The following is a 19,720-nucleotide window of genomic DNA, read 5'->3' as shown; positions in this document are numbered from 1 at the left end:
GAATAGACAGCAGATGGTTGCACTTTAAACTGGTATGAAAGAGAAAATACATATATATCAGCGGATTTCGCAGCAGGGAGAGATCAAACATGACGAAAAAACGAATGTTGTTTATTGTGTTAGGCTTATTGCTTTTAATCAATGCCGGGTGCTCCGGTTCAAGCGAATCTCAAAATGAAACAAAGGTCCGGGCGAAAACTGAAACTGCGTCAGTTAAGACTGCCCAAGGAAATGAGCGTCTGCCCAACATAAGAATTTTGGCTACAGGGGGGACGATTGCCGGAGAGAATCAGTCCAAAACGTCGACGACCAATTATAAAGCGGGCGCAGTCGGGATTGATACGCTCATTGAAGCCGTTCCGGAAATGAAGGATATCGCGAATATCAGCGGAGAACAAGTGGCAAACATCGGCAGCCAGAATATGACCAACAAAACGCTCCTGAAATTGAGCAAGCGCGCAGCGAAGCTTTTAGCTTCCGATGATGTCGATGGAATTGTCGTCACTCACGGAACGGACACCTTGGAGGAAACGGCTTATTTTTTAAACCTTGTCCTCAAAAGCGATAAACCCGTCGTTGTGGTCGGATCCATGCGGCCTTCCACAGCGATCGGAGCCGACGGACCTGCCAACCTGTACAATGCCGTAAAGGTCGCTGCGAGCAAGGAAGCTCACGGGAAAGGAACCATGGTGGTGCTGAATGACCGGATTGCTGCTGCAAGATATGTGACGAAAACCCATACGACAGCTCCTGACACTTTCAAGTCGGAAGAAATGGGTTACCTCGGCAATATTGCCGACGACATCTATTTTCATAATGACATCACGAAAAAGCATACGGAAGATACCGATTTTAATATTTCCAAGATCAATCAGCTTCCTCAAGTCGACATCATATACGGGTATCAAAACGACGGCCGCTATCTGTTTGACGCTGCAATCAAGGCGGGAGCGAAAGGCATTATCTATGCGGGAAGCGGAAACGGTTCAGTCTCCGACGAGGCGAAAAAAGGGGCAATGGCCGCGGTGAAAAAAGGGGCGGCAGTCGTGCGTTCCACACGCACCGGCAGCGGGGTCGTCACGCCCAACCCTGATCTTGAAAAGGAAAACATATTGGCTTCCAACTCTTTGAACCCGCAGAAAGCCCGGATTTTGCTGATGCTGGCGCTGACCAAAACAGATGATCCTAAAAAGATCCAGTCCTATTTTGATGAATATTGACGAGAAGCCGCCGGAGAACCCGGCGGCTTAAGCATGTCGACAAACCCTCGGATTCGTTGTCAGGTCTGCAAGGGTCGCGGGTCACGCTGAAAAGGTGACAAAATCACAAAACTATAAGTCGGTTTGGGATTTTTACAGGTCGAGCGCTAAACGGATCATATCGATGCAGCGCATGCCGTTTTCGTATATCGGTTTCTCGTAATGTCGCAGGAAAAAGTCGCGGTCGATGCCGGTCATTCTAAATCCGCATTTTTGATAGAGCGCCAGCTGGCCGATGCTTGAATTCCCGGTTCCGATTTCAATCGTCTTAAATCCTTGTGATTTTGCCGTTTCAATCGCATGCATAACCAATTGTCTGCCGATTCCTTTTCCCTGCAGATCTTCTTTGACGGCGATATTGACGAGCTCGGCTGTTTCAGGTCTCGTCGGCAGCAGCACATAGACACCGGCAATCCGGCGGTCGATTTCTGCTGTATAGCATTGTCCCCGTTTGAGATAATCGATAACCAGTTTTTCGGAAGGGTCTGCCGTCAACAGTAAATCAAGCGGCGGTTCATGTTCCGGATGCAACCTCCGAATATTCATTTCACTCATCTCCTTTTTGATCTAAACTGAAAACATTGAAATCCCTAAAAGGCTCATGCACAATAGTAAACACAAGCGAACAGTAAAGTGAGGTACTGATATGAATATATCTGACTATATGAAGCATGACGCAGTTGCTTTATCTAAGCTTATCAAACATGGGGAAGTAACGGTGAACGAATTAATCGACGCTGCTTTTTCCCGCCTTGAAGAAGTCAATCCAGAACTGAATGCGGTCGTTCGGACGAGAAAAGAGCAAGTCAAACATGAATGCAAACAGCTCGATATCAGACAGCAGCCGTTTGCCGGGGTGCCGATCCTTTTAAAGGACATCTCCCAAGCGTTGAAAGGGGAACCTCTTACAGCCGGCGCCAAGCTGCTTTCATCTTATCAACCAAAGCGCGATTCGAATTTCGTCGCTAAATTGCGCGGCGCCGGTTTTTTATTTCTCGGCCAAACGAATACGCCCGAATACGGATTGAAAAATATTTCTGAGCCTGAATTATACGGGCCGTCTCGAAATCCCTGGAACACCGATTATTCACCCGGCGGTTCAAGCGGCGGTTCCGCTGCTGCGGTGGCGGCCGGAATCGTTCCCCTTGCAGGGGCCAGTGACGGGGGAGGCTCCATCAGGATTCCCGCTTCCTTTACCGGGCTATTCGGTTTGAAGCCGACCCGGGGCAGAACGCCTGTAGGACCGGGCGTCGGGCGGCAATGGCAGGGGGCATCGATCGATTTTGTATTGTCACGTACGGTCAGGGACAGCGCTGCGCTCCTTGATATTCTGCAAACCGTTCAGCCTGAAGCCGCTTTTCAAACGCCTTTATTCCCGGGCCATTATGAAGAGGATATGAAAAAAGGGCTGGAGCGCCCTTTGAACATCGCATTTTCTGTAGAATCACCCGTCGGAACACCTGTCAGTGATGAAGCCAAACAAGCCGTCCGCCGCACCGTTCAATGGCTGGAAGCGCAGGGACACCACATTGAAGAGCAGACGAACGGCGTTGACGGACTCCGGTTAATGGAGAACTATTATTTAATGAACAGCGGCGAAATTTCCGCGATGATTCTGGGAATGGAAAAAACGCTTGGAAGAGCGATCACTGTTCAGGATGTTGAAATTGTCACATGGGTGCTTAATGAAGCAGGCAAAAAAGTGTCGGCAGCCGAATTTACGGCAAGCCTTGCTTCCTGGGATCGAGCAGCTGCACAAATGGCGGCGTTTCATGAGACCTATGATCTGTATGTAACCCCGGCAACGGCTTATCCTGCTCCAAAGGTCGGCGAGCTTACGCATACCGAAAAAGAAGCCGAAGCGCTCCTGAAAGTGAGTGAGCTGGAAAAAAACGAGCAGCAGTCGCTGATTTATCAAATGTTTTTGAAAAGCTTGACATATACACCATTTACACAGCTTGCCAACTTAACCGGACAGCCTGCAATGAGCGTCCCGGTCCACCTCACAAATGAAGGTTTGCCGCTGGGCGTTCAAGTGACGGCTCCGAAAGGAAAGGAACATTGGCTGCTTCGCACCGCACATCTATTAGAGCAATCAGACTTATGGATCGGAATGAAAGGCAATCCGATGTTTGGCAGTCTGTAACCGTATAAAAGAAGACCGGCCGTTAATCAGGCCGGTCTTCTTTTGTGTCGTACAGTTTTTCAAGCTCGTCAACCAATGTTCCGACATACGCAACTGCCCGGCGGATCGGTTGATCCGTCGACATGTCAACACCGGCGCGTTTCAACAGGTCCAGCGGCTTCATTGTACCGCCTGCTTTTAAAACGTTCAGCCATCTCTCGACGGCAGGGCGGCCTTCTTCTTTGATCTGCTGCGAGACGATCGTCGATGCTGTCAGCCCGGCTGAATAGGTGTAAGGGTATAACCCCATGTAATAGTGCGGCTGACGCATCCATGTTAAACCTGCTCCTTCATCAAGCTTCACTCCGCTGCCCCAGAATTCGGACAGCACGGCAGTGGTTTGTTCAGACAGTACGGAGGCGGTAAGTGCGCATCCCTGTTCGGCGAGTTCGTAGACTCTCCGCTGATATTCCCCCTCAAGCAGATGGGTGACGAAATTGTGGTAATACGTGCCCATCAGCTGGTTGATGACCCAGCGCTTCATTTTCGGGTCATTTGTTTTGGAAAACAAATGCTGGGCGAGAAGCATTTCGTTCATTGTAGAAGGCGCTTCAATGAAATATAAAGACGGTCTGACGTTCATGATGCGCTGCTTGCGGTTTGCCAAGTAGAAATGCCCGGCATGACCGAGTTCATGGGCAAGGGTAAAGGCGTCCCGCATCGTATCCGTCCATGTCATCAAAATGAAGGGGTGCACTCCGTACGGACTTGAACAAAACGCACCCGTGGATTTGCCGATGTTGTCAGCGAGATCAACCCACCGCTCAGTCAAGGCGGTTTCCATGACTTCCGCGTACTCCGGCCCCATCACTTGTAAAGCGTCTAAGATCATGCGGCTAGCCTGTTCGTAAGTCGTCTTTGGACTGAAGTCGTGATCGAGCGGAGCCTGCAAATCGCAGAAGCGCAAGTCGTCAATGTCTAATACGCGTTTTTTCAAAGCGGCATATTTGCGCATATGAGGTGCAAGTTCGTTTTTAATCACATCAAGCTGGTTGTTGTACATTTCGAGCGTGACGTTTTGCGGCTGAAGAAGCATGTGGGTGACGGATTGATATCCGCGCAGCCTTGACATGCCGACCTGTTTTTTGACTTCTGTTTCATAAACGGCGGCAATCGTATTTTTGTATGTTTGCAGGGTATTTGTAAAGGAGTCAAATGCGGTTCTGCGAATATGGGCATCAGGAGAGAACATGTATTTTCCTTCATATAACGCGAACGAATTGGCCAGCTCATTGCCGTTCCGGTCCTGAATCGGTGAAAATTGCATATCCGCAAGCTTCGCCATCCCGAAAATTTTGTACGGTGCATCATGCACTTCGCCTAAAACGGCTAACGCTTCCTCTGTTTCCGGAGCAAGCTTATACGGCTTGCGCTCCATGATCTCGGTCAGCATTTTGCTGAAAGGCTCCAGTCCTTTCTCACTTTTTATGTACGTCTCCACTTGATTTTCGGGGAATTCGAGAATTTCCGATTGGATAAATGAAAGCCCGGCGTTTAGTTTTGCTTGAAGCGCGGCCATCCTTGAAGCGTCGGCTTGGTTGACGGGGTTTGTCAAATCTTCGGATTTTCTGAGGTGAGTATAGGCGGCGGCCCGAACCAGGCGCTCTAGCAGTTTCTCCTGCAGCATTAAACAATCGAGCAACACGTCAGCTCCTTCGTGTAGCCTTCCTTTAAATGAGCCGATGGATACGAGATCTTCATCAATTTTCACAAGTGCGTCTTCCCAATCTTCATAAGAAGAAAATAAATCAGTAAGATTCCAAGTCAGTTCCTGCGGCACCTCAGAGCGCTTCGGTCTTTTTTCTGCCATTTTTTCCAATGTACAGCCTCCCCTTGAAAATATTTCGTGTTTCTAATTAATTATATAAAAGACGCCAGCAGAATGAAATAAAAAACGACGGCTTCTAATGAAACCGTCGTAAATCGCCCGCTTATTGAGCATTGCGGTTTCGTCCGCCCATGCTTCTCATGACAAGGCTGACGATGAAAATCAAAATGATCGCACCGATCAGGGCCGGAATGATATTAAATCCGCCGATCGTCGGACCCCAGCGTCCCAAAATCATGGAGCCGAGCCATGAACCGATAAATCCCGCGATAATATTTCCAATGATTCCTCCTGGTACATCACGTCTGATAATGAGGCCGGCCAGCCAGCCTAAAATTCCGCCGATGATCAATGACCAAATAAATCCAAACATTGAACAATACCTCCTTGTTTTTTAGACATTTTCAGCCTTATACCTATCTTTTGGAATGCGAGAATAAATATACAATTTTTTTCTAAATGAAACCATTAGGGCGAACAAACGTATGGAATACGGACACCTGGAACAGGCATAAGACGCTTAAATCAAGAGAGGAGAGTAAAATGAGACAGCCTATAAAGGAATTAAAAGACTTTCGGGCATTTGCCATGGAAAAGATGAATGAGTGGAACGTTCCCGGAGCCGCTGTTGCGGTCATTAAGGAAGACGAGATCATCATGGCGGAAGGATTTGGATTCAGGGATAAAGAACGGAAATTAAAAGTAAACCCGGAAACGGTATTTGCGATCGGTTCCGCTTCCAAGGCATTTACAACGGCGGCGATGGCGGTTTTGGCTGATGAAGGGAAAATGGAATGGGACAAGCCGGTAAGGGAATATCTCCCGGAGTTTAAGATGTATGATCCGGTGGCAACTGAACGGATGACGCCCCGTGATCTGGCGTGCCATCGTTCGGGCCTCCCAAGACACGAAATGATGTGGTACAATTCTTCCTTTTCAAGGGAAGAGCTTTTCAAACGGATCCGCTACCTTGAGCCGAATCTGGATTTTCGATCAAAATGGCAGTATCAGAACCTGATGTACATGACGGCCGGTTATCTTGCAGGAAGAATAGCGGGAACGACATGGGAGGAGTTTGTTCATGAGCGGATTTTCAAACCTTTGCATATGACATCGAGCAGCTTTTCGGTCGAAGATATGCAAAAGCTTTCCGATTTTGCTTTTCCATATCAAGAGAAAAACGGAACAGTTGAAAAAATTCCTTTTCGCAATATCGATGTGATCGGGCCGGCTGGATCGATCAATTCCAATGCCTTGGATATGGCAAATTGGGTGCTGCTTCAGCTTGGCAGCGACAAATTCAGCGGTGTTCTATCAGAGGGAAGCCTTCATGAGCTGCATACGCCTTGCATTTCCTGCGACTCCATTCTTAAAGCGAAGGAACTTCCTGTCTGCAGCTATGGGCTCGGCTGGTTTGTTGAACCGTACCGGGGCCGTCATATGATTCATCATGGCGGAAATATTGACGGTTTTTCATCGCTTGTCGCTTTCATGCCTTATGAAAAAATCGGGATTGCCATTTTGACAAATATGAACGGCAGCTTTCTCCCAAATGTTCTGGCGTACAATATTTTTGACCGTTTGCTTGGATTGGAAGAGATCGATTGGAACGGCCGGCTGAAAGGCGAGGCGGAAAAAATAATGAAAGCGGCTTTAGGGGTGGATCGAAACGCGGATCTTACCAAAATTGAAGGAACGAATCCTTCTCATGCCCTGAAGGACTACACAGGTGTATACGAACACCCCGGCTACGGAGAAATCAAAATAGAGCTTAAAGACGGTATGTTACAGGCGCTCTTCAATTCGTTTGCGATGCCTTTGAAGCATTATCATTACAATATATTCGAGATGAAAATGCCGCTCACGGAGATGGCGATGCTCTCATCTTTCAGCGCTGATATACACGGGCATATCAGCCGCCTTTCCGTACCGTTTGAAATGGCGGAAGGCGCTGGAGAAATCGAATTTGTCAGGAAGCCGGATCAGCAGTTGTACGATCCTGAATTTCTTGCTTCTTTAACGGGCGAATATGCATTGGAAGACGGAACAGATGTCGTTGTGTCATTCAGAAACAACCGGACGCTCTGGGTTTCATTGCCCGGTCAGCCTGATTACGAACTTGAGCCTTACCGTGAGTTGACATTTCAAATCAAAAATCTGCCGGGTTTCAGCGTCCGGTTCGAAGCCGGCGATTCCGGACAGGTAACAGGTTTGCGCTTCATCCAGCCGAATGGAGAATTTCCTGCTGTCCGGAAATAGCAGCAGAAGACATATTTCGATTTATTTCCCGAGAAATATACAGGTGTGAGCCAGCCTGGTCACTCCAGGACGGCTTCCAGTAATAAATCCGCCAGATGAACGGCTCTCACTCGGTTTGTAAGCCCCGCTCGTTCAATGCCGAGCTTCATTTGCAGCAGACATCCGGGATTAGCTGTAACAATCGTAGCGGCCCGGGTCGCTGCTGCTGCTTCCATTTTTGTATCAAGAATTTTCATCGACATTTCGGATTCGACAATGTTATAAATACCGGCTGATCCACAGCAGCTTTCGGCATTTTTCATTTCCTTGAATTCAATGCCGTTGATGCTGCGGATAAGGTGTCTCGGCTCGGCGGAGGTGTTCATGACATTTCGCAAATGGCATGAATCTTGGTAGGTGACGATTTGCTGCGGCAGTTCAAGGGATCGCTGATCAAAGTTCAGCTCCAACAGGACGGAAGAAAAGTCTTTCAGTTTCCCTGTAAAAGCCGCTGCCCGTTCCCGCCATTCAGAGTCATCTTTCAGGAGATGATCATATTCCTTTAAAAATGCTCCGCATCCCCCTGCATTTGTCACGATAAAGTCCGCGTGTGAATCCTCGAATGCCTGAATATTTCGTTTTGCGAGCAGGGTGGCCTCAGACTTTTCGCCGCTGTGTCCGTGGAGGGCGCCGCAGCAGGTCTGCTGTTCGGGAATGATGATCTCGCAGCCGGCCAGCCGCAGCAGCTCGATGGTTGCCATATTCGTATCTAAAAACAACGTATCCATGAGGCAGCCCGAGAAAAAGGCTGCCCGTTTTTTTCTCTCTCCGATCGCAGGGAGCAGGTGTGGCCGTTTTTTCAGCTGTTTCATATCGGGAACCTTCGGCAAAACCGCCTCCATTTTCGCGAGATGGTCCGGCAAAAGACGAAGTAAGCCCGATTTGCGAATCACGTTTTGCATGCCGGAACGCTGATACACGCCGAGTATTCCGGTCAGCGCCCTGATTCTGTTTTGATGGGGGAAAAGCCCTTTGAATACCGCGCGGCGGAGCACTTTAACCGGAAGGGTGTGTTTTTTGTTCTGCTGAATAATATCTCTCGCTTCTTCAAGCAAGCGCCCGTAGTTTACGCCTGACGGACATACAGGTTCACACGCCCGGCAGCCGAGGCAAAGCTCGAGTGACCGTTCGACATCCTCATCAGGCTCGATCGTCCCGTCGACGACCGCTTTCATGAGCGCGATCCGTCCGCGCGGTGAATGGCTTTCCTGAAAACCGGATTCGATATAGGTGGGGCATGACGGCAGACAAAAGCCGCAGCGCATGCAATTCAGCAGCTCTTCCTCGTCCATTCTTTGTTTAAACTGCTGTTCAATGACCTTTCTTTCGTTAGCTGTTGTCATTTTGTCACCACCACCCGCTTGCGGGAGTCTTTCGCAAATATTTTCCCGGGATTCATAATGCTGTTTGGATCCAGCGCCTGTTTTACTGCCTTCATGGCAGCGATTCCCGCTTTGCCCAGCTTCAGTTCCAAATAGGGGGCTTTCATTTCGCCGACCCCATGTTCTCCGGTGATTGTTCCTCCCAGTTCAACCGCTTTTTTAAAGATGTCTTCAAAAGCCTGTTCGACCCGTTTCATTTCTTCGCTGTTTCTGACATCTGTCGTACAGGTCGGATGAAGGTTGCCGTCGCCTGCGTGCCCGAATGTGCAAATCGATATTTGGTGCTTTTCGGCGATCGTATTAATCGCTTTTACCATTTCGGCAATTTCAGAGCGCGGGACCGTGGCATCCTCCAGAATGGTCGTCGGCTTTAAACGGGCTAAAGCGGAAAGTGCGGTGCGGCGGGCCTCCCGAAGATTTTCCGCTTCAGATTCTGTTTGCGCGGTTTGAACGGACACAGCATTTCCTTTTTTGCAAATCTCTTCAATCACGGCAATGTCACGGCGGACTGCTTCCTCGGTGCCGTCCTGTTCGATTAGGAGAACCGCTTTGGCATGGACGGGAAGGCCGATTTTCGCGAAGTCTTCGATCACCTGAATCGTGGGCTGATCGAGAAATTCGAGCGTCGTTGGAATGATTTTGTGTGCGATGATATTTGAAACCGTTTGGGCTGCAGAGTCGATATCTTGATAGAGGGCGAGGACGGTTTTTTTTGTTTCGGGTGCCGGGATCAGTTTTAATGTCGCTTCAGTAATGATGCCGAGCGTTCCTTCCGAACCGACGAAAAGACGCGTCAAATCATAGCCGGCAACGTCTTTGGCGAGCTTGCCGCCGGTGCGGATGATGTCCCCGTTTGCGAGAACGATTTCAAGCGCCATGACATAATCGCGGGTCACTCCGTATTTCAGTCCGCGGAGGCCGCCCGAGTTTTCATTGATGTTGCCGCCGATTGTCGAGATCTTCATCGAGCTCGGATCGGGCGGATAAAATAATCCCTTTTCTTCAGCGGCGTGAATTAAATCAAGCGTGATCACGCCGGGCTGAACGGTTATTGTTAAATTTTCTTCATCAATTTCTAAAATTCGATTCATATGCTTAAACAGGAGGACAATTCCTCCTTCAGTCGGGCATGTGCCGGCGCAAAGGTTTGTACCTGAACCTCTCGGCACAATCGGAATGCGGTGCGTGTTGCAGATTTTCACGATTTGCGATACTTCTTCTGTGCTGCGCGGGGCTATGACCGCGTCAGGCATCGATTGAAACTGGGGTGTCGCATCATAAGAATAGACGAGCCGTCCGGCGTTCGAATCGTCATAATTGGCAGAGCCGACAATTTCAATCAACTGGGATTTCACTTGTGAGGAAATCATGTATGATCACATCCTTTACCAATAATTATACAAAAACAAACGCTTTCAAAAAATCATTCTTTTAAACTTCAAAAAAAAGAACCCGTTTTCAAAGAAAACGCGGTTCTTTGCAGGAGGCATCAGGTTGCAAGGCTGATTGCCTGATTCAGCACTTTTGCTCCGTCCATCATTCCATAAGCCATTTGATCAATGACGGCCACGGGCGTATGATACGGCTCAGCACGTTCTGTCACTTGCCCTTTTAAATACCTGACTTGCGGACCAATCAGTATCACATCAATTTCATCCAGATGGCTTGGCAAATTCTGCCTCTGCATACGCATTAATTTCGGCCGTCAATGAACGGTTTTTCGCTTCTTCCCGCATTTTTTTCACCAATATACTCGTAGACATTCCGGCTGAACATACAAGTGCGATCTTCATTTTTCTCTTCCTTTCTGAAGCTCTTGATATAAATGAATCATTTCTTTCGCCAAATCTTTTACAGTCATGGCTGTCATTAAATGGTCCTGCGCATGGATTAATAATAGATTGGGTGAAAGGCCTTCGCCTTGTGCTTCTTTTTGCAGAAGGCGGGTTTGAGCCTGATGCGCTTGGCTCAGCTCCGATTCTGCTTCTTGTATTTTTTGATATCCGGCTTCGCATTCGTGTTGTTTCACAAGCTGCAATGCTTCCATTGCAGAAGAACGCGCATTTCCGGCGTGAAGGATGATTTTAAATGAGACCTGTTCCAATTGAAGTGTATCTGCCATAACATTCATTCCTTACTTATTCGTTTTCTGTCTGGTGCAAGGCGGAACGTTCTGCCGCTTTTATAAACGGGAGGTAGAGCAGGGTGGCCAGCACCAGGTTGAAGATTTGCAAAAAGACTCCCCGGACTGATCCTCCGGTGACAAGATAACCGCTGACAATCGGCGGCGTCGTCCACGGAAGGATCGCGACAGTTTTCGGGACGAGACCGGAAGCCAAAGCGACATATGACGTAATCGTTAAAATCAACGGAATCAAGATAAACGGAATGAACATGATCGGGTTTAATACAATAGGAAGGCCGAACAGAACGGGCTCATTGATGTTAAAAAGGCCGGGTGCGAGAGACACCTTTCCGATCGTTTTGTAGTGCTTCGATTTCACGGCAATTAAAATGCCGGCAAGCAGAGCCAATGTCGTTCCCGATCCCCCCATAAATACGTAAGAATCGAAGAAAGGCTTTGTCACAATATACGGCACTTCAAAAGCGCTCATTCCTTGCGAGAATAAGTGTTGATTTTCCTGAATGAGCGGGAGGTAGACGGATTCCATGATCGGCCCGAGGATGTTTGTTCCATGCAATCCAAAGAACCAGAGCAAATGATTCAAGAAAGTGAAAATCAAGGCTGACCCAACCGTGTTGGAAAGACCTTGAAGCGGCTCTTGAATCGTGCTGAAAACAAGCTCATGGATGCTTTGTCCCGAATAATGAACAATCAGAGCATTACATAGCCCGGCAGTGGATAAGATGACGGCAGCCGGCAATAGAGCATTCAAGGATTTTGTGACGCCGTCAGGCACCCCTTCAGGCATTTTGATTTTCAATTTCTCATTTTGGGAAAACAGCCGGAAGACTTCCGTCGACAGCAAAGCCACGATTAAGCCGACGAACAGGCCTTGTGCTCCCAGCCAAGTCATTGAGAAGCCAAAGTCTTCAGTGGTCGGCGTAAGCACGGCGAATGCGCCAATCCCGATTAATGCGGCAGACAGGCCATCTGTGTGATAGGACTCGGCCAGCTTGAAGCTGACAGCCGCAACGGCTAAAAGGCTCAACAGAGCAAAAGAGCCATTCCATATCGCCCCGCCGACAGCGGTCCATCCCTCGCCGAAAAGGCCGGTCATAAAGTTTTGAAACGCCGGTATTGGAAAATTATTAACCAGGATGGCGAGGGAACCGATGATGATAAGCGGCATAATGGCGATGAATCCGTCGCGTATTGCAATCAGGTGTCTTTGGGAACCGATCCTTCCGGCGATCGGCATGATGTTTGCTTCGATGAATGCCATCATTTTATTTTGTTTCATGTGCACGGACCTCCTCAAAAAATTGCGGGAGGTAACGTTTATGCGCCTCGAGCATTTCATCCAGTACCTTTTGCGCTATGTGATCGGAAGAGACCAACGGATTGGTGATCATGGCTGAATATGCCGTATTGTAGTCGCCGGTGACCGCAGCTTCAATCACTAATTGTTCAAATTTTTTCATCAGGCAGATCGGCCCGCTGATGGCAGCAGGCAGTTTTCCGACGGTCAGAGGAATCGGTCCGCTTTTTGTAATGACACTGTTGACTTCGATCACCGCATCATCGGGAAGGTCTGGTATGCTTCCTTTATTCAGTGTGTTCACGGTCTGAATATCCATTGAATGATGATAAAGCGAGTTCATTAATGAGCAGGCTGATTCACTATAGTAAGCCCCGCCGCGGCCTTCAAGTTCTTTAGGCTTCTCATGGATCTTGGCGTCTTTGTATTTCTCAAACAGCTGCCGTTCCACTTCCATGACGGTTTCCGCTCGCGTTCCGTTGTTATTGTACGCTTCGATATCTTTTGCGAGCGCATCTTCATGTTGATAATAGTACTGATGGTACGGGCTCGGAAGCATACGTAAAGACCGTAGAAATTGGCGATTCCACGGCAGCGCCGCAATATTGGAGGGCGAATAGCCGAAGTGATCATTCAACAGATGCTCAATCGTCTCTTCCGTCCGGTCGATGCCGTCGATCCATACCCTTTTTCCGAAAACAAAATGGTTGAGGCCCGCGAATTCAATCATGACGCGGTTCACATCCACACCGAATATTTCTGCGATGCTATTTTTCATGTTGTAAGGAATATTGCATACCCCGACGACCTTTTGATGAGGTCCGTGCTTCAGCAAAGCTTCCGTCACGATGCCAGCCGGATTGGTAAAATTGATCAGCCATGCTTCGGGACAAATCTCTTGGATATCGCGAGCGATATCCAGCATGACGGGGATTGTGCGGAAAGCTTTAAATATGCCGCCGGCTCCGTTTGTTTCCTGCCCGATCAGGCCGTGGCTGAGCGGAATGTTTTCGTCTAAAGCTCTCGCCTTCAGTCCGCCGACTCTGATTTGAACCGTGACGAAATCGGCACCTTTCAACGCTTCCGCCCGATCTATTGTATGGTTCAGTTCGATGGGAACCCCCGCATGCCTGATCATTCGCTTCGCGAGTTCTGAGACGATGCGAAGTTTTTCTTTGCCCTCCTCGATATCAACAAGTACAATCTCATTCACCGGAAATTGATGTTGCCGCTTGATAATGCCTTCAATGATTTCCGGTGTGTAGCTGGATCCTCCGCCTATAACAACTACTTTCAGCGCCATAATCCCCCTCCTAATTGTCTTTTTATGAAAGCGCTTCATACAATTGAAACTTAACATGTCATAACAAATTTGTCCATACATATTTGTTATGACAAATTGTTTTTTTGGGGAACCTTTTGTGTTATTCTATAATTACGAAATCACCCCAAAGGAGAACATGTATGGCGAAACAACCACAGCTCCACAGTCAAATTAAACAAAATATTGTAGATAAGATTGAAAGCGGTTACTATCCGCCGGGCAGCCTGTTGCCGACGGAGTCCGAGTTTTGCAAACTGTATGATGTCAGCCGGACGACGCTGCGGACCGCGCTGAATCATTTGCTTATGGAAGGGGCCATTTACAGAAAGCAGGGAAAAGGGACATTTGTCGCCAAAGGAAAAGTAAAGCAGATCTTGAGCTCCAGCAGCCTCCGCTATGCAGAGCAATTGAAGGCGCAAGGCTTTAAACCGAAAATCAAAGTTGTTGATTTGCAAAAAATAAAGCCGGCTGAAAAAATCCAAACCCGCCTCGGAATCGACGCTGAACAAATGGTCTATCAAATCAAAAGAATCCGCTTTGCGGACGATGAAGAAATCCAGTTTGAAACAGCCTATATCAGAACGGATCTCGTCCCCGAAGTGACGGAAGAAATGGCGAATATTTCACTTTACCAGTGCATCAGCAGGCAAGGAAACAACATAAAAAGAACAGAGGAACAAATTAAAATTGTGATTTCTGATGAGGAGATTGCACAACATTTAAATATTACACAAGGCACACCTTGCTTCCAGATATCAACGCAAACATTTTTGACGTCTGAAGAAGTCGTCGAGTACTCTATGGCCTATTTTCGCGGTGACCGTGTTGAGTTCTTCATTGAACGTGATTATGGACAAAGGGGGAAATGAAAGATGAAATCTCTAATCATAAATGCCGATGATTTTGGATTTTCAAGGGGAGTCAACCTTGGAATTATTGAAGCTTTTCAGCACGGGGTGCTCACTTCGACTACGCTTATGGTCAATATGCAAGAAGCGGAGCATGCCGTCGAACTCGCACGGCAAAATCGTGAACTCGGCGTCGGCGTCCACTTGACATTGACGGCCGGGCGCCCGATTCTCGGCGGACTGCATACGATAACGGATGAAAAAGGGAATTTTCGCAAGCTTTTGTACTACCAGGGGTTCTTCGACATTGACCTTGAGGAAGTATACCGAGAGTGGAAAGCGCAAATAGAGAAAGCTTTGTCTTTTGGTTTAAATCCGACACATATCGACAGCCATCATCATATTCATACATACGGAAATCTCCCTGAGGTGTTTGTAAAGCTTGCGAAAGAGTATGACCTGCCATGCAGAAAGGTTAATCATGATCATCCTTCACTGTGGAAGGGCGTAAGGTCGAACGATGCTTTTGAGCTGAAAGTCGACCGTTTGAAGGATCTATCGAGCTTCTTTCATGATTATCAAGACGCAGCAGTGATTGAAGTGATGTGCCATCCGGCTTACGTCGATAAATGTCTGCTTGAAAAATCGTCCTTCCATTATCCACGGGCATATGAACTCTCACTGCTGACGGAACCTTCTCTCAAAGCGGCTTTGCGACAATGTCCGGATATTCGCCTCGCATCTTACGCTTGTTTATGAAAGAGGCGCCGCTTCTATTCCTTAAGGGGTAGAAAGCGGCGGTTGTGTAGTCAATATCTTTAGGTTGACAGTTCAGAAAATTCTGATTAATATAAATTTGTTATGACAAATTTAGCGAGCCTTTCACCATGAATAAGTCTTCTTTTATATGTAAATGTATAGACATCTATACGTGTTTCACCCTCTCAGCTCTTCTAAACGAACACGCCGAACGATATCAAACCCATTTTTGTAAGCGTTTTCCCTTGTTGGCTTCTGCGCAGCTGCAGCTATGATGACAAGGAAAAATATAAAACAAGCAAAAAAGGCGGTGAGGAATAGGAGATTTCTAGTTTCATGGCTTGTCAAAAAAATTCGATGAAAAGGAGATGAACATCGTGTTGGTCAACAAACACAAAAAGTTTTTCGTTTTTTCTTTCATTTTTGTCATGTTGCTGAGCTTGTCATTTGTAAATGGGGAAGTTGCAAAAGCCGATTCCGGAAAAAACTATAAAATTATCGGCTACTATCCATCATGGGGTGCTTACGGAAGGAATTTTCAAGTTTGGGATATGGACGTTTCGAAAGTCAGCCACATTAATTATGCTTTTGCTGATATTTGCTGGGAGGGAAGGCATGGGAACCCCGATCCGACAGGCCCCAATCCCCAAACATGGTCATGTCAGGATGAAAACGGAGTGATCGACGCGCCAAATGGAACAATCGTGATGGGCGATCCCTGGATTGACGCGCAAAAGTCAAATCCAGGGGATGTCTGGGATGAACCGATCCGCGGCAACTTTAAACAATTGCTGAAGCTGAAAAAGAGCCACCCTCATTTGAAAACGTTCATCTCGGTCGGCGGATGGACTTGGTCTAACCGCTTTTCAGATGTCGCGGCAGATCCTGTGGCAAGGGGAAATTTCGCCGCTTCGGCCGTTGAATTTTTAAGGAAATACGGGTTTGACGGGGTCGATCTTGACTGGGAATATCCGGTCAGCGGAGGATTGCCGGGGAACAGCACACGGCCGGAAGATAAAAGAAATTACACGCTGCTCCTGCAAGAGGTGCGTAAAAAGCTTGACGCTGCAGAAGCAAAAGACGGCAAGGAATACTTGCTGACGATCGCATCCGGTGCAAGTCCGGAGTATGTGAGCAACACTGAGCTCGATAAAATCGCTCAAACCGTGGATTGGATTAACATCATGACCTATGACTTTAATGGCGGATGGCAAAGCATAAGCGCCCATAATGCACCGCTGTTCTATGATTCAAAAGCGAAAGAAGCAGGCGTTCCAAATGCTGAGACCTACAACATTGAAAACACTGTGAAACGCTATAAGGAAGCCGGTGTCAAAGGGGACAAATTAGTGCTTGGAACACCGTTCTACGGAAGGGGCTGGAGCGGTTGTGAATCCGGCGGCCACGGAGAATATCAGAAGTGCGGACCGGCGAAAGAAGGGACATGGGAAAATGGAGTATTCGACTTTTCAGATCTTGAAAAGAACTATGTGAATAAAAACGGCTATAAAAGGTATTGGAACGATCAAGCGAAAGTGCCGTTTTTGTATAACGCGGAAAATGGCAATTTCATCACTTATGATGATGAACAATCATTCGGCCACAAAACGGATTTTATTAAAGCAAACGGATTAAGCGGAGCGATGTTCTGGGATTTCAGCGGCGATTCCAATCGGACGCTTCTCAATAAATTGGCAGCCGATTTAGATTTTGCACCGGACGGAGGCAATCCGGAGCCGCCTTCATCGGCACCTGTGAATGTGCGTGTAACCGGAAAAACGGCTACAAGTGTCAGCCTGGCGTGGGATGCGCCGAGCAGCGGAGCAAACATTACGGAATATGTCGTGTCATTTGCAAGCCAGTCGATATCTGTAAAAGAAACATCAGCGGAAATCGGCAACTTGAAGCCGGGTACGGCCTACTCATTTACAGTTTCAGCAAAGGACTCGGATGGAGTGCTCCATACCGGACCAACGGTAGAGGTCACGACAAATTCTGACCAGGCATGTTCATATGACGAATGGAAAGAGACGAACGCATACACGGGCGGAGAGCGGGTTGTATTTAACGGAAAAGTGTATGAAGCGAAATGGTGGACGAAAGGCGACCGGCCGGATCAATCCGGTGAATGGGGCGTATGGCGGCTGGTCGGAGGCTGCGAATAAGAGAAAGTCAAATGGATAGAAAACGATAAAGAGAGATTTGGGAAACAGCCTCTCACATCTCTCTTTATGGACAAAGGAGTCTGAATAAACATGAAGATAGCCGCTTCATCTATTTTATCCTGTGTGCTGCTCCTTGCGCTTTTTATCCCGAACCGGCACATTTCCGCAGAGACTTCAAACGAACAACCGGACTGCCGTCCTGAAGGGCTTTTGGACTCAGGCGTTGAACATGTGCCGTATTGCGATGTATACGACCGGGACGGCCGTGAAAAGCTTGCCAATCAGTTAGACCGGAGAATCATCGGGTACTTTACAAGCTGGCGTACTGGAAAAGGCAATCAAGATCGTTATTTAGTAAATGATATCCCCTGGAAGTACTTGAGCCACATTAATTATGCGTTTGCCCACATCGGGGAAGATCATCGGATTTCAGTCGGAGATGAGACAGATGAGAACAACCCGTCCATCGGGATGACCTGGCCGGAGCATCCCGATGTAAAAATGGATCAAACATTGCCGTATAAGGGGCATTTTAACCTTATTCATCAATATAAAGAGAAATATCCGAATGTGAAAGTGTTGGCGGCTGTCGGCGGTTGGGCCGAAACCGGCGGTTATGTTGACAAGGACGGGAAGCGAATTCCAAGCGGCGGCTTTTATTCGATGACAACGAATGGAGACGGATCTGTTAACCACAAGGGTATTCACACCTTTGCGGAATCGGTCGTTGCGTTTCTCAGAAAATACGAGATCGATGGAATCGATATTGACTATGAGTACCCTACATCGATGCAGGGTGCAGGGAATCCGGCAGATTGGAACATCGCCAATCCGCGGCGCAACGGGTTAAATAAAAGCTTTGAGGTATTGATGAAAATATTAAGAGAAAAGCTTGATCAAGCGTCCGCTGAAGATGGAAAGTACTACATGCTGACCATTGCAGCGCCATCATCGGCATATTTACTAAGGGGGATGGAAACGTTTAAGCCGCTTCGATATGTCGATTATGTCAATATCATGTCTTACGATCTTCATGGAGCCTGGAATGAGTTTGTCGGACCAAACGCTTCTTTATTCGATAACGGCGAAGATGCCGAACTCAAGCATTCCAACATATATACTGCGCCGGAATACGAAGGGATCGGATATTTAAACACGGACTGGGCTTACCATTATTTTAGAGGAGCTATGGAATCGGGGCGAATCAATATCGGTGTTCCTTATTATACGAGAGGCTGGAAGAATGTGAACGGCGGAGTAAACGGGCTGTGGGGAACATCCAAAAGCGCAGATTGTCCTCAAGGACTCAGGCAATGCGGTGACGGAGCAACCGGAATCGATAATATTTGGCATGATAAAGATGAGCAGGGGAATGAAATTGGAGCAGGGGCAAACCCGATGTGGCACGCCAAAAACCTTGAAAAGGGCATTGCCGGTTCTTATCTGGAAAGGTATGGATTGAGCAAAGCTGATTTGACAGGCGCTTATCAAAGGCATTATGACGCGGGGCTGGCAGCGCCTTGGCTTTGGAATTCAGAAAAGAAAGTGTTTCTATCGACAGAGGATGAGGAATCGATCAAAACAAAGGCGGATTATGTCGTTGATAAAGGAATCGGGGGTGTCATGTTTTGGGATTTGAGCGGTGACTATGACTGGTATCCGGAACGAAACGGCAATAAAGGAGAATACGATATCGGCAATACTTTAACGAGCACGCTGTATCACAAATTCTCGGATACAACACCATACGATAACCGGCTCAGCACATCGCCTTTACCTGATGAATCACTGGATGCAGACATAGAGCTGACGAACTTTCCATTAGGAGATCAAAATTACCCGATCCACCCGGTCATGAAGCTGATCAATAACAGCGATGTCACGATTACGGGAGGTTCTGTTATCGAATTTGATGTGCCGACATCCACTTCCCCTCGGTTTGGAAGCTGGAGCGGCGATCAAGTTGAAGTGATTGCTAAAGGACATACGGGACCGAACATTGGAGGACTGACGGGAGATTTCCACCGCATCAGAGTGACTCTATCAAGCTGGAAAACGATTAAACCAGGTGAGGCGGCGGAGTTTCAGCTTGTCTATTATTTGCCGATCAGCGGTCCTTCAAATTTCACGATATCAATAGATGGCAAAAAGTACAGGCTTAAAGGGAAATAAGTTTTCAGCCGTAAGATATAACAGCCCGTTCCAAAAGGAAGCGGGCTGTCTTCGTGT

At 47.8% G+C, this 19,720-nt stretch carries 15 protein-coding genes and 1 pseudogene; 7 read left to right on the top strand and 9 right to left on the bottom strand.

The features are described 5' to 3' along the window. Positions 1-89 precede the first annotated feature (89 nt). Positions 90-1,220, top strand: a complete 1,131-nt coding sequence (locus tag MST20_RS17020; RefSeq protein WP_243943692.1) for a type II asparaginase — start codon at positions 90-92, stop codon at positions 1,218-1,220. A 132-nt stretch (positions 1,221-1,352) separates the two neighbouring features. Here the strand turns inward: MST20_RS17020 and MST20_RS17015 are convergent, their stop codons facing one another. Further along, positions 1,353-1,805, bottom strand: a complete 453-nt coding sequence (locus MST20_RS17015; RefSeq protein ID WP_243943691.1) for a GNAT family N-acetyltransferase — start codon at positions 1,803-1,805, stop codon at positions 1,353-1,355. 100 nt (positions 1,806-1,905) lie between these two features. Here MST20_RS17015 and MST20_RS17010 point away from each other — a divergent pair, with 100 nt between their 5' ends. Continuing rightward, positions 1,906-3,405, top strand: coding sequence for an amidase (locus tag MST20_RS17010; RefSeq protein ID WP_243943690.1), 1,500 nt, complete (start codon positions 1,906-1,908; stop codon positions 3,403-3,405). Between the two features lie 22 nt (positions 3,406-3,427). Here MST20_RS17010 and pepF read toward each other — a convergent pair whose 3' ends face one another. Both pepF and MST20_RS17000 read right to left on the bottom strand, forming a co-directional pair. Continuing rightward, positions 3,428-5,263 carry an oligoendopeptidase F gene (gene pepF, locus MST20_RS17005; protein ID WP_243943688.1) on the bottom strand — a complete coding sequence of 612 codons (1,836 nt, stop codon included), beginning with the start codon at positions 5,261-5,263 and terminating at the stop codon, positions 3,428-3,430. Between the two features lie 112 nt (positions 5,264-5,375). Continuing rightward, positions 5,376-5,645 (bottom strand): GlsB/YeaQ/YmgE family stress response membrane protein, encoded by a 270-nt coding sequence (locus MST20_RS17000; protein ID WP_165425953.1) that lies wholly within the window; start codon positions 5,643-5,645, stop codon positions 5,376-5,378. 170 nt (positions 5,646-5,815) lie between these two features. Between MST20_RS17000 and MST20_RS16995 the strand changes: the two genes are divergently transcribed. Continuing rightward, the gene (locus MST20_RS16995; RefSeq protein WP_243943686.1) at positions 5,816-7,531 is read left to right on the top strand and encodes a serine hydrolase; all 1,716 of its coding nucleotides are present in this window, start codon (positions 5,816-5,818) and stop codon (positions 7,529-7,531) included. Between the two features lie 59 nt (positions 7,532-7,590). Here the strand turns inward: MST20_RS16995 and MST20_RS16990 are convergent, their stop codons facing one another. The 6 genes and pseudogenes from MST20_RS16990 to MST20_RS16965 all read right to left on the bottom strand — a co-directional run bounded on the left by MST20_RS16990 (position 7,591) and on the right by MST20_RS16965 (position 13,698). Then, positions 7,591-8,913, bottom strand: coding sequence for a (Fe-S)-binding protein (locus tag MST20_RS16990; protein WP_243943684.1), 1,323 nt, complete (start codon positions 8,911-8,913; stop codon positions 7,591-7,593). Next, positions 8,910-10,322 carry a glycolate oxidase subunit GlcD gene (glcD, locus tag MST20_RS16985; RefSeq protein WP_243943682.1) on the bottom strand — a complete coding sequence of 471 codons (1,413 nt, stop codon included), beginning with the start codon at positions 10,320-10,322 and terminating at the stop codon, positions 8,910-8,912. Before glcD ends, MST20_RS16990 begins: the two co-directional genes overlap by 4 nt. A gap of 119 nt (positions 10,323-10,441) precedes the next feature. Then, positions 10,442-10,745: pseudogene (locus tag MST20_RS16980) on the bottom strand (PTS sugar transporter subunit IIB). Next, positions 10,742-11,074 (bottom strand): PTS sugar transporter subunit IIA, encoded by a 333-nt coding sequence (locus MST20_RS16975; protein ID WP_243943680.1) that lies wholly within the window; start codon positions 11,072-11,074, stop codon positions 10,742-10,744. Before MST20_RS16975 ends, MST20_RS16980 begins: the two are co-directional and overlap by 4 nt. Positions 11,075-11,090: 16 nt before the next feature. Then, complete coding sequence (gene celB / locus MST20_RS16970; protein WP_243943679.1) at positions 11,091-12,377, bottom strand: PTS cellobiose transporter subunit IIC; 1,287 nt, start codon at positions 12,375-12,377, stop codon at positions 11,091-11,093. After that, a complete protein-coding gene (locus MST20_RS16965; RefSeq protein ID WP_243943677.1) occupies positions 12,364-13,698 on the bottom strand; it encodes a 6-phospho-beta-glucosidase in 1,335 nt (444 codons plus the stop codon). The genes celB and MST20_RS16965 overlap by 14 nt, the downstream gene beginning before the upstream one ends. Before the next feature lie 161 nt (positions 13,699-13,859). On the opposite strand from MST20_RS16965, the gene MST20_RS16960 reads away from it, so the two are divergent. From MST20_RS16960 to MST20_RS16945, 4 genes are all read left to right on the top strand, one after another. Then, complete coding sequence (locus MST20_RS16960) at positions 13,860-14,588, top strand: GntR family transcriptional regulator (protein ID WP_243943675.1); 729 nt, start codon at positions 13,860-13,862, stop codon at positions 14,586-14,588. Positions 14,589-14,591: 3 nt separating this feature from the next. Beyond that, complete coding sequence (gene chbG, locus MST20_RS16955; protein WP_243943673.1) at positions 14,592-15,326, top strand: chitin disaccharide deacetylase; 735 nt, start codon at positions 14,592-14,594, stop codon at positions 15,324-15,326. A 377-nt stretch (positions 15,327-15,703) separates the two neighbouring features. Then, a complete protein-coding gene (locus MST20_RS16950; RefSeq protein WP_243943671.1) occupies positions 15,704-17,491 on the top strand; it encodes a glycosyl hydrolase family 18 protein in 1,788 nt (595 codons plus the stop codon). A gap of 90 nt (positions 17,492-17,581) precedes the next feature. Further along, a complete protein-coding gene (locus tag MST20_RS16945; RefSeq protein WP_243943669.1) occupies positions 17,582-19,663 on the top strand; it encodes a glycosyl hydrolase family 18 protein in 2,082 nt (693 codons plus the stop codon). Positions 19,664-19,720: the final 57 nt, after the last annotated feature.

This window comes from Bacillus sp. B19-2, from assembly GCF_022832475.1.
GTDB classification, from domain to species: Bacteria; Bacillota; Bacilli; order Bacillales; family Bacillaceae; genus Bacillus; species Bacillus paralicheniformis.
The sequence above is the reverse complement of the archived record's forward strand: the minus strand, read 5'-3'. Positions and strand labels throughout refer to the sequence as shown.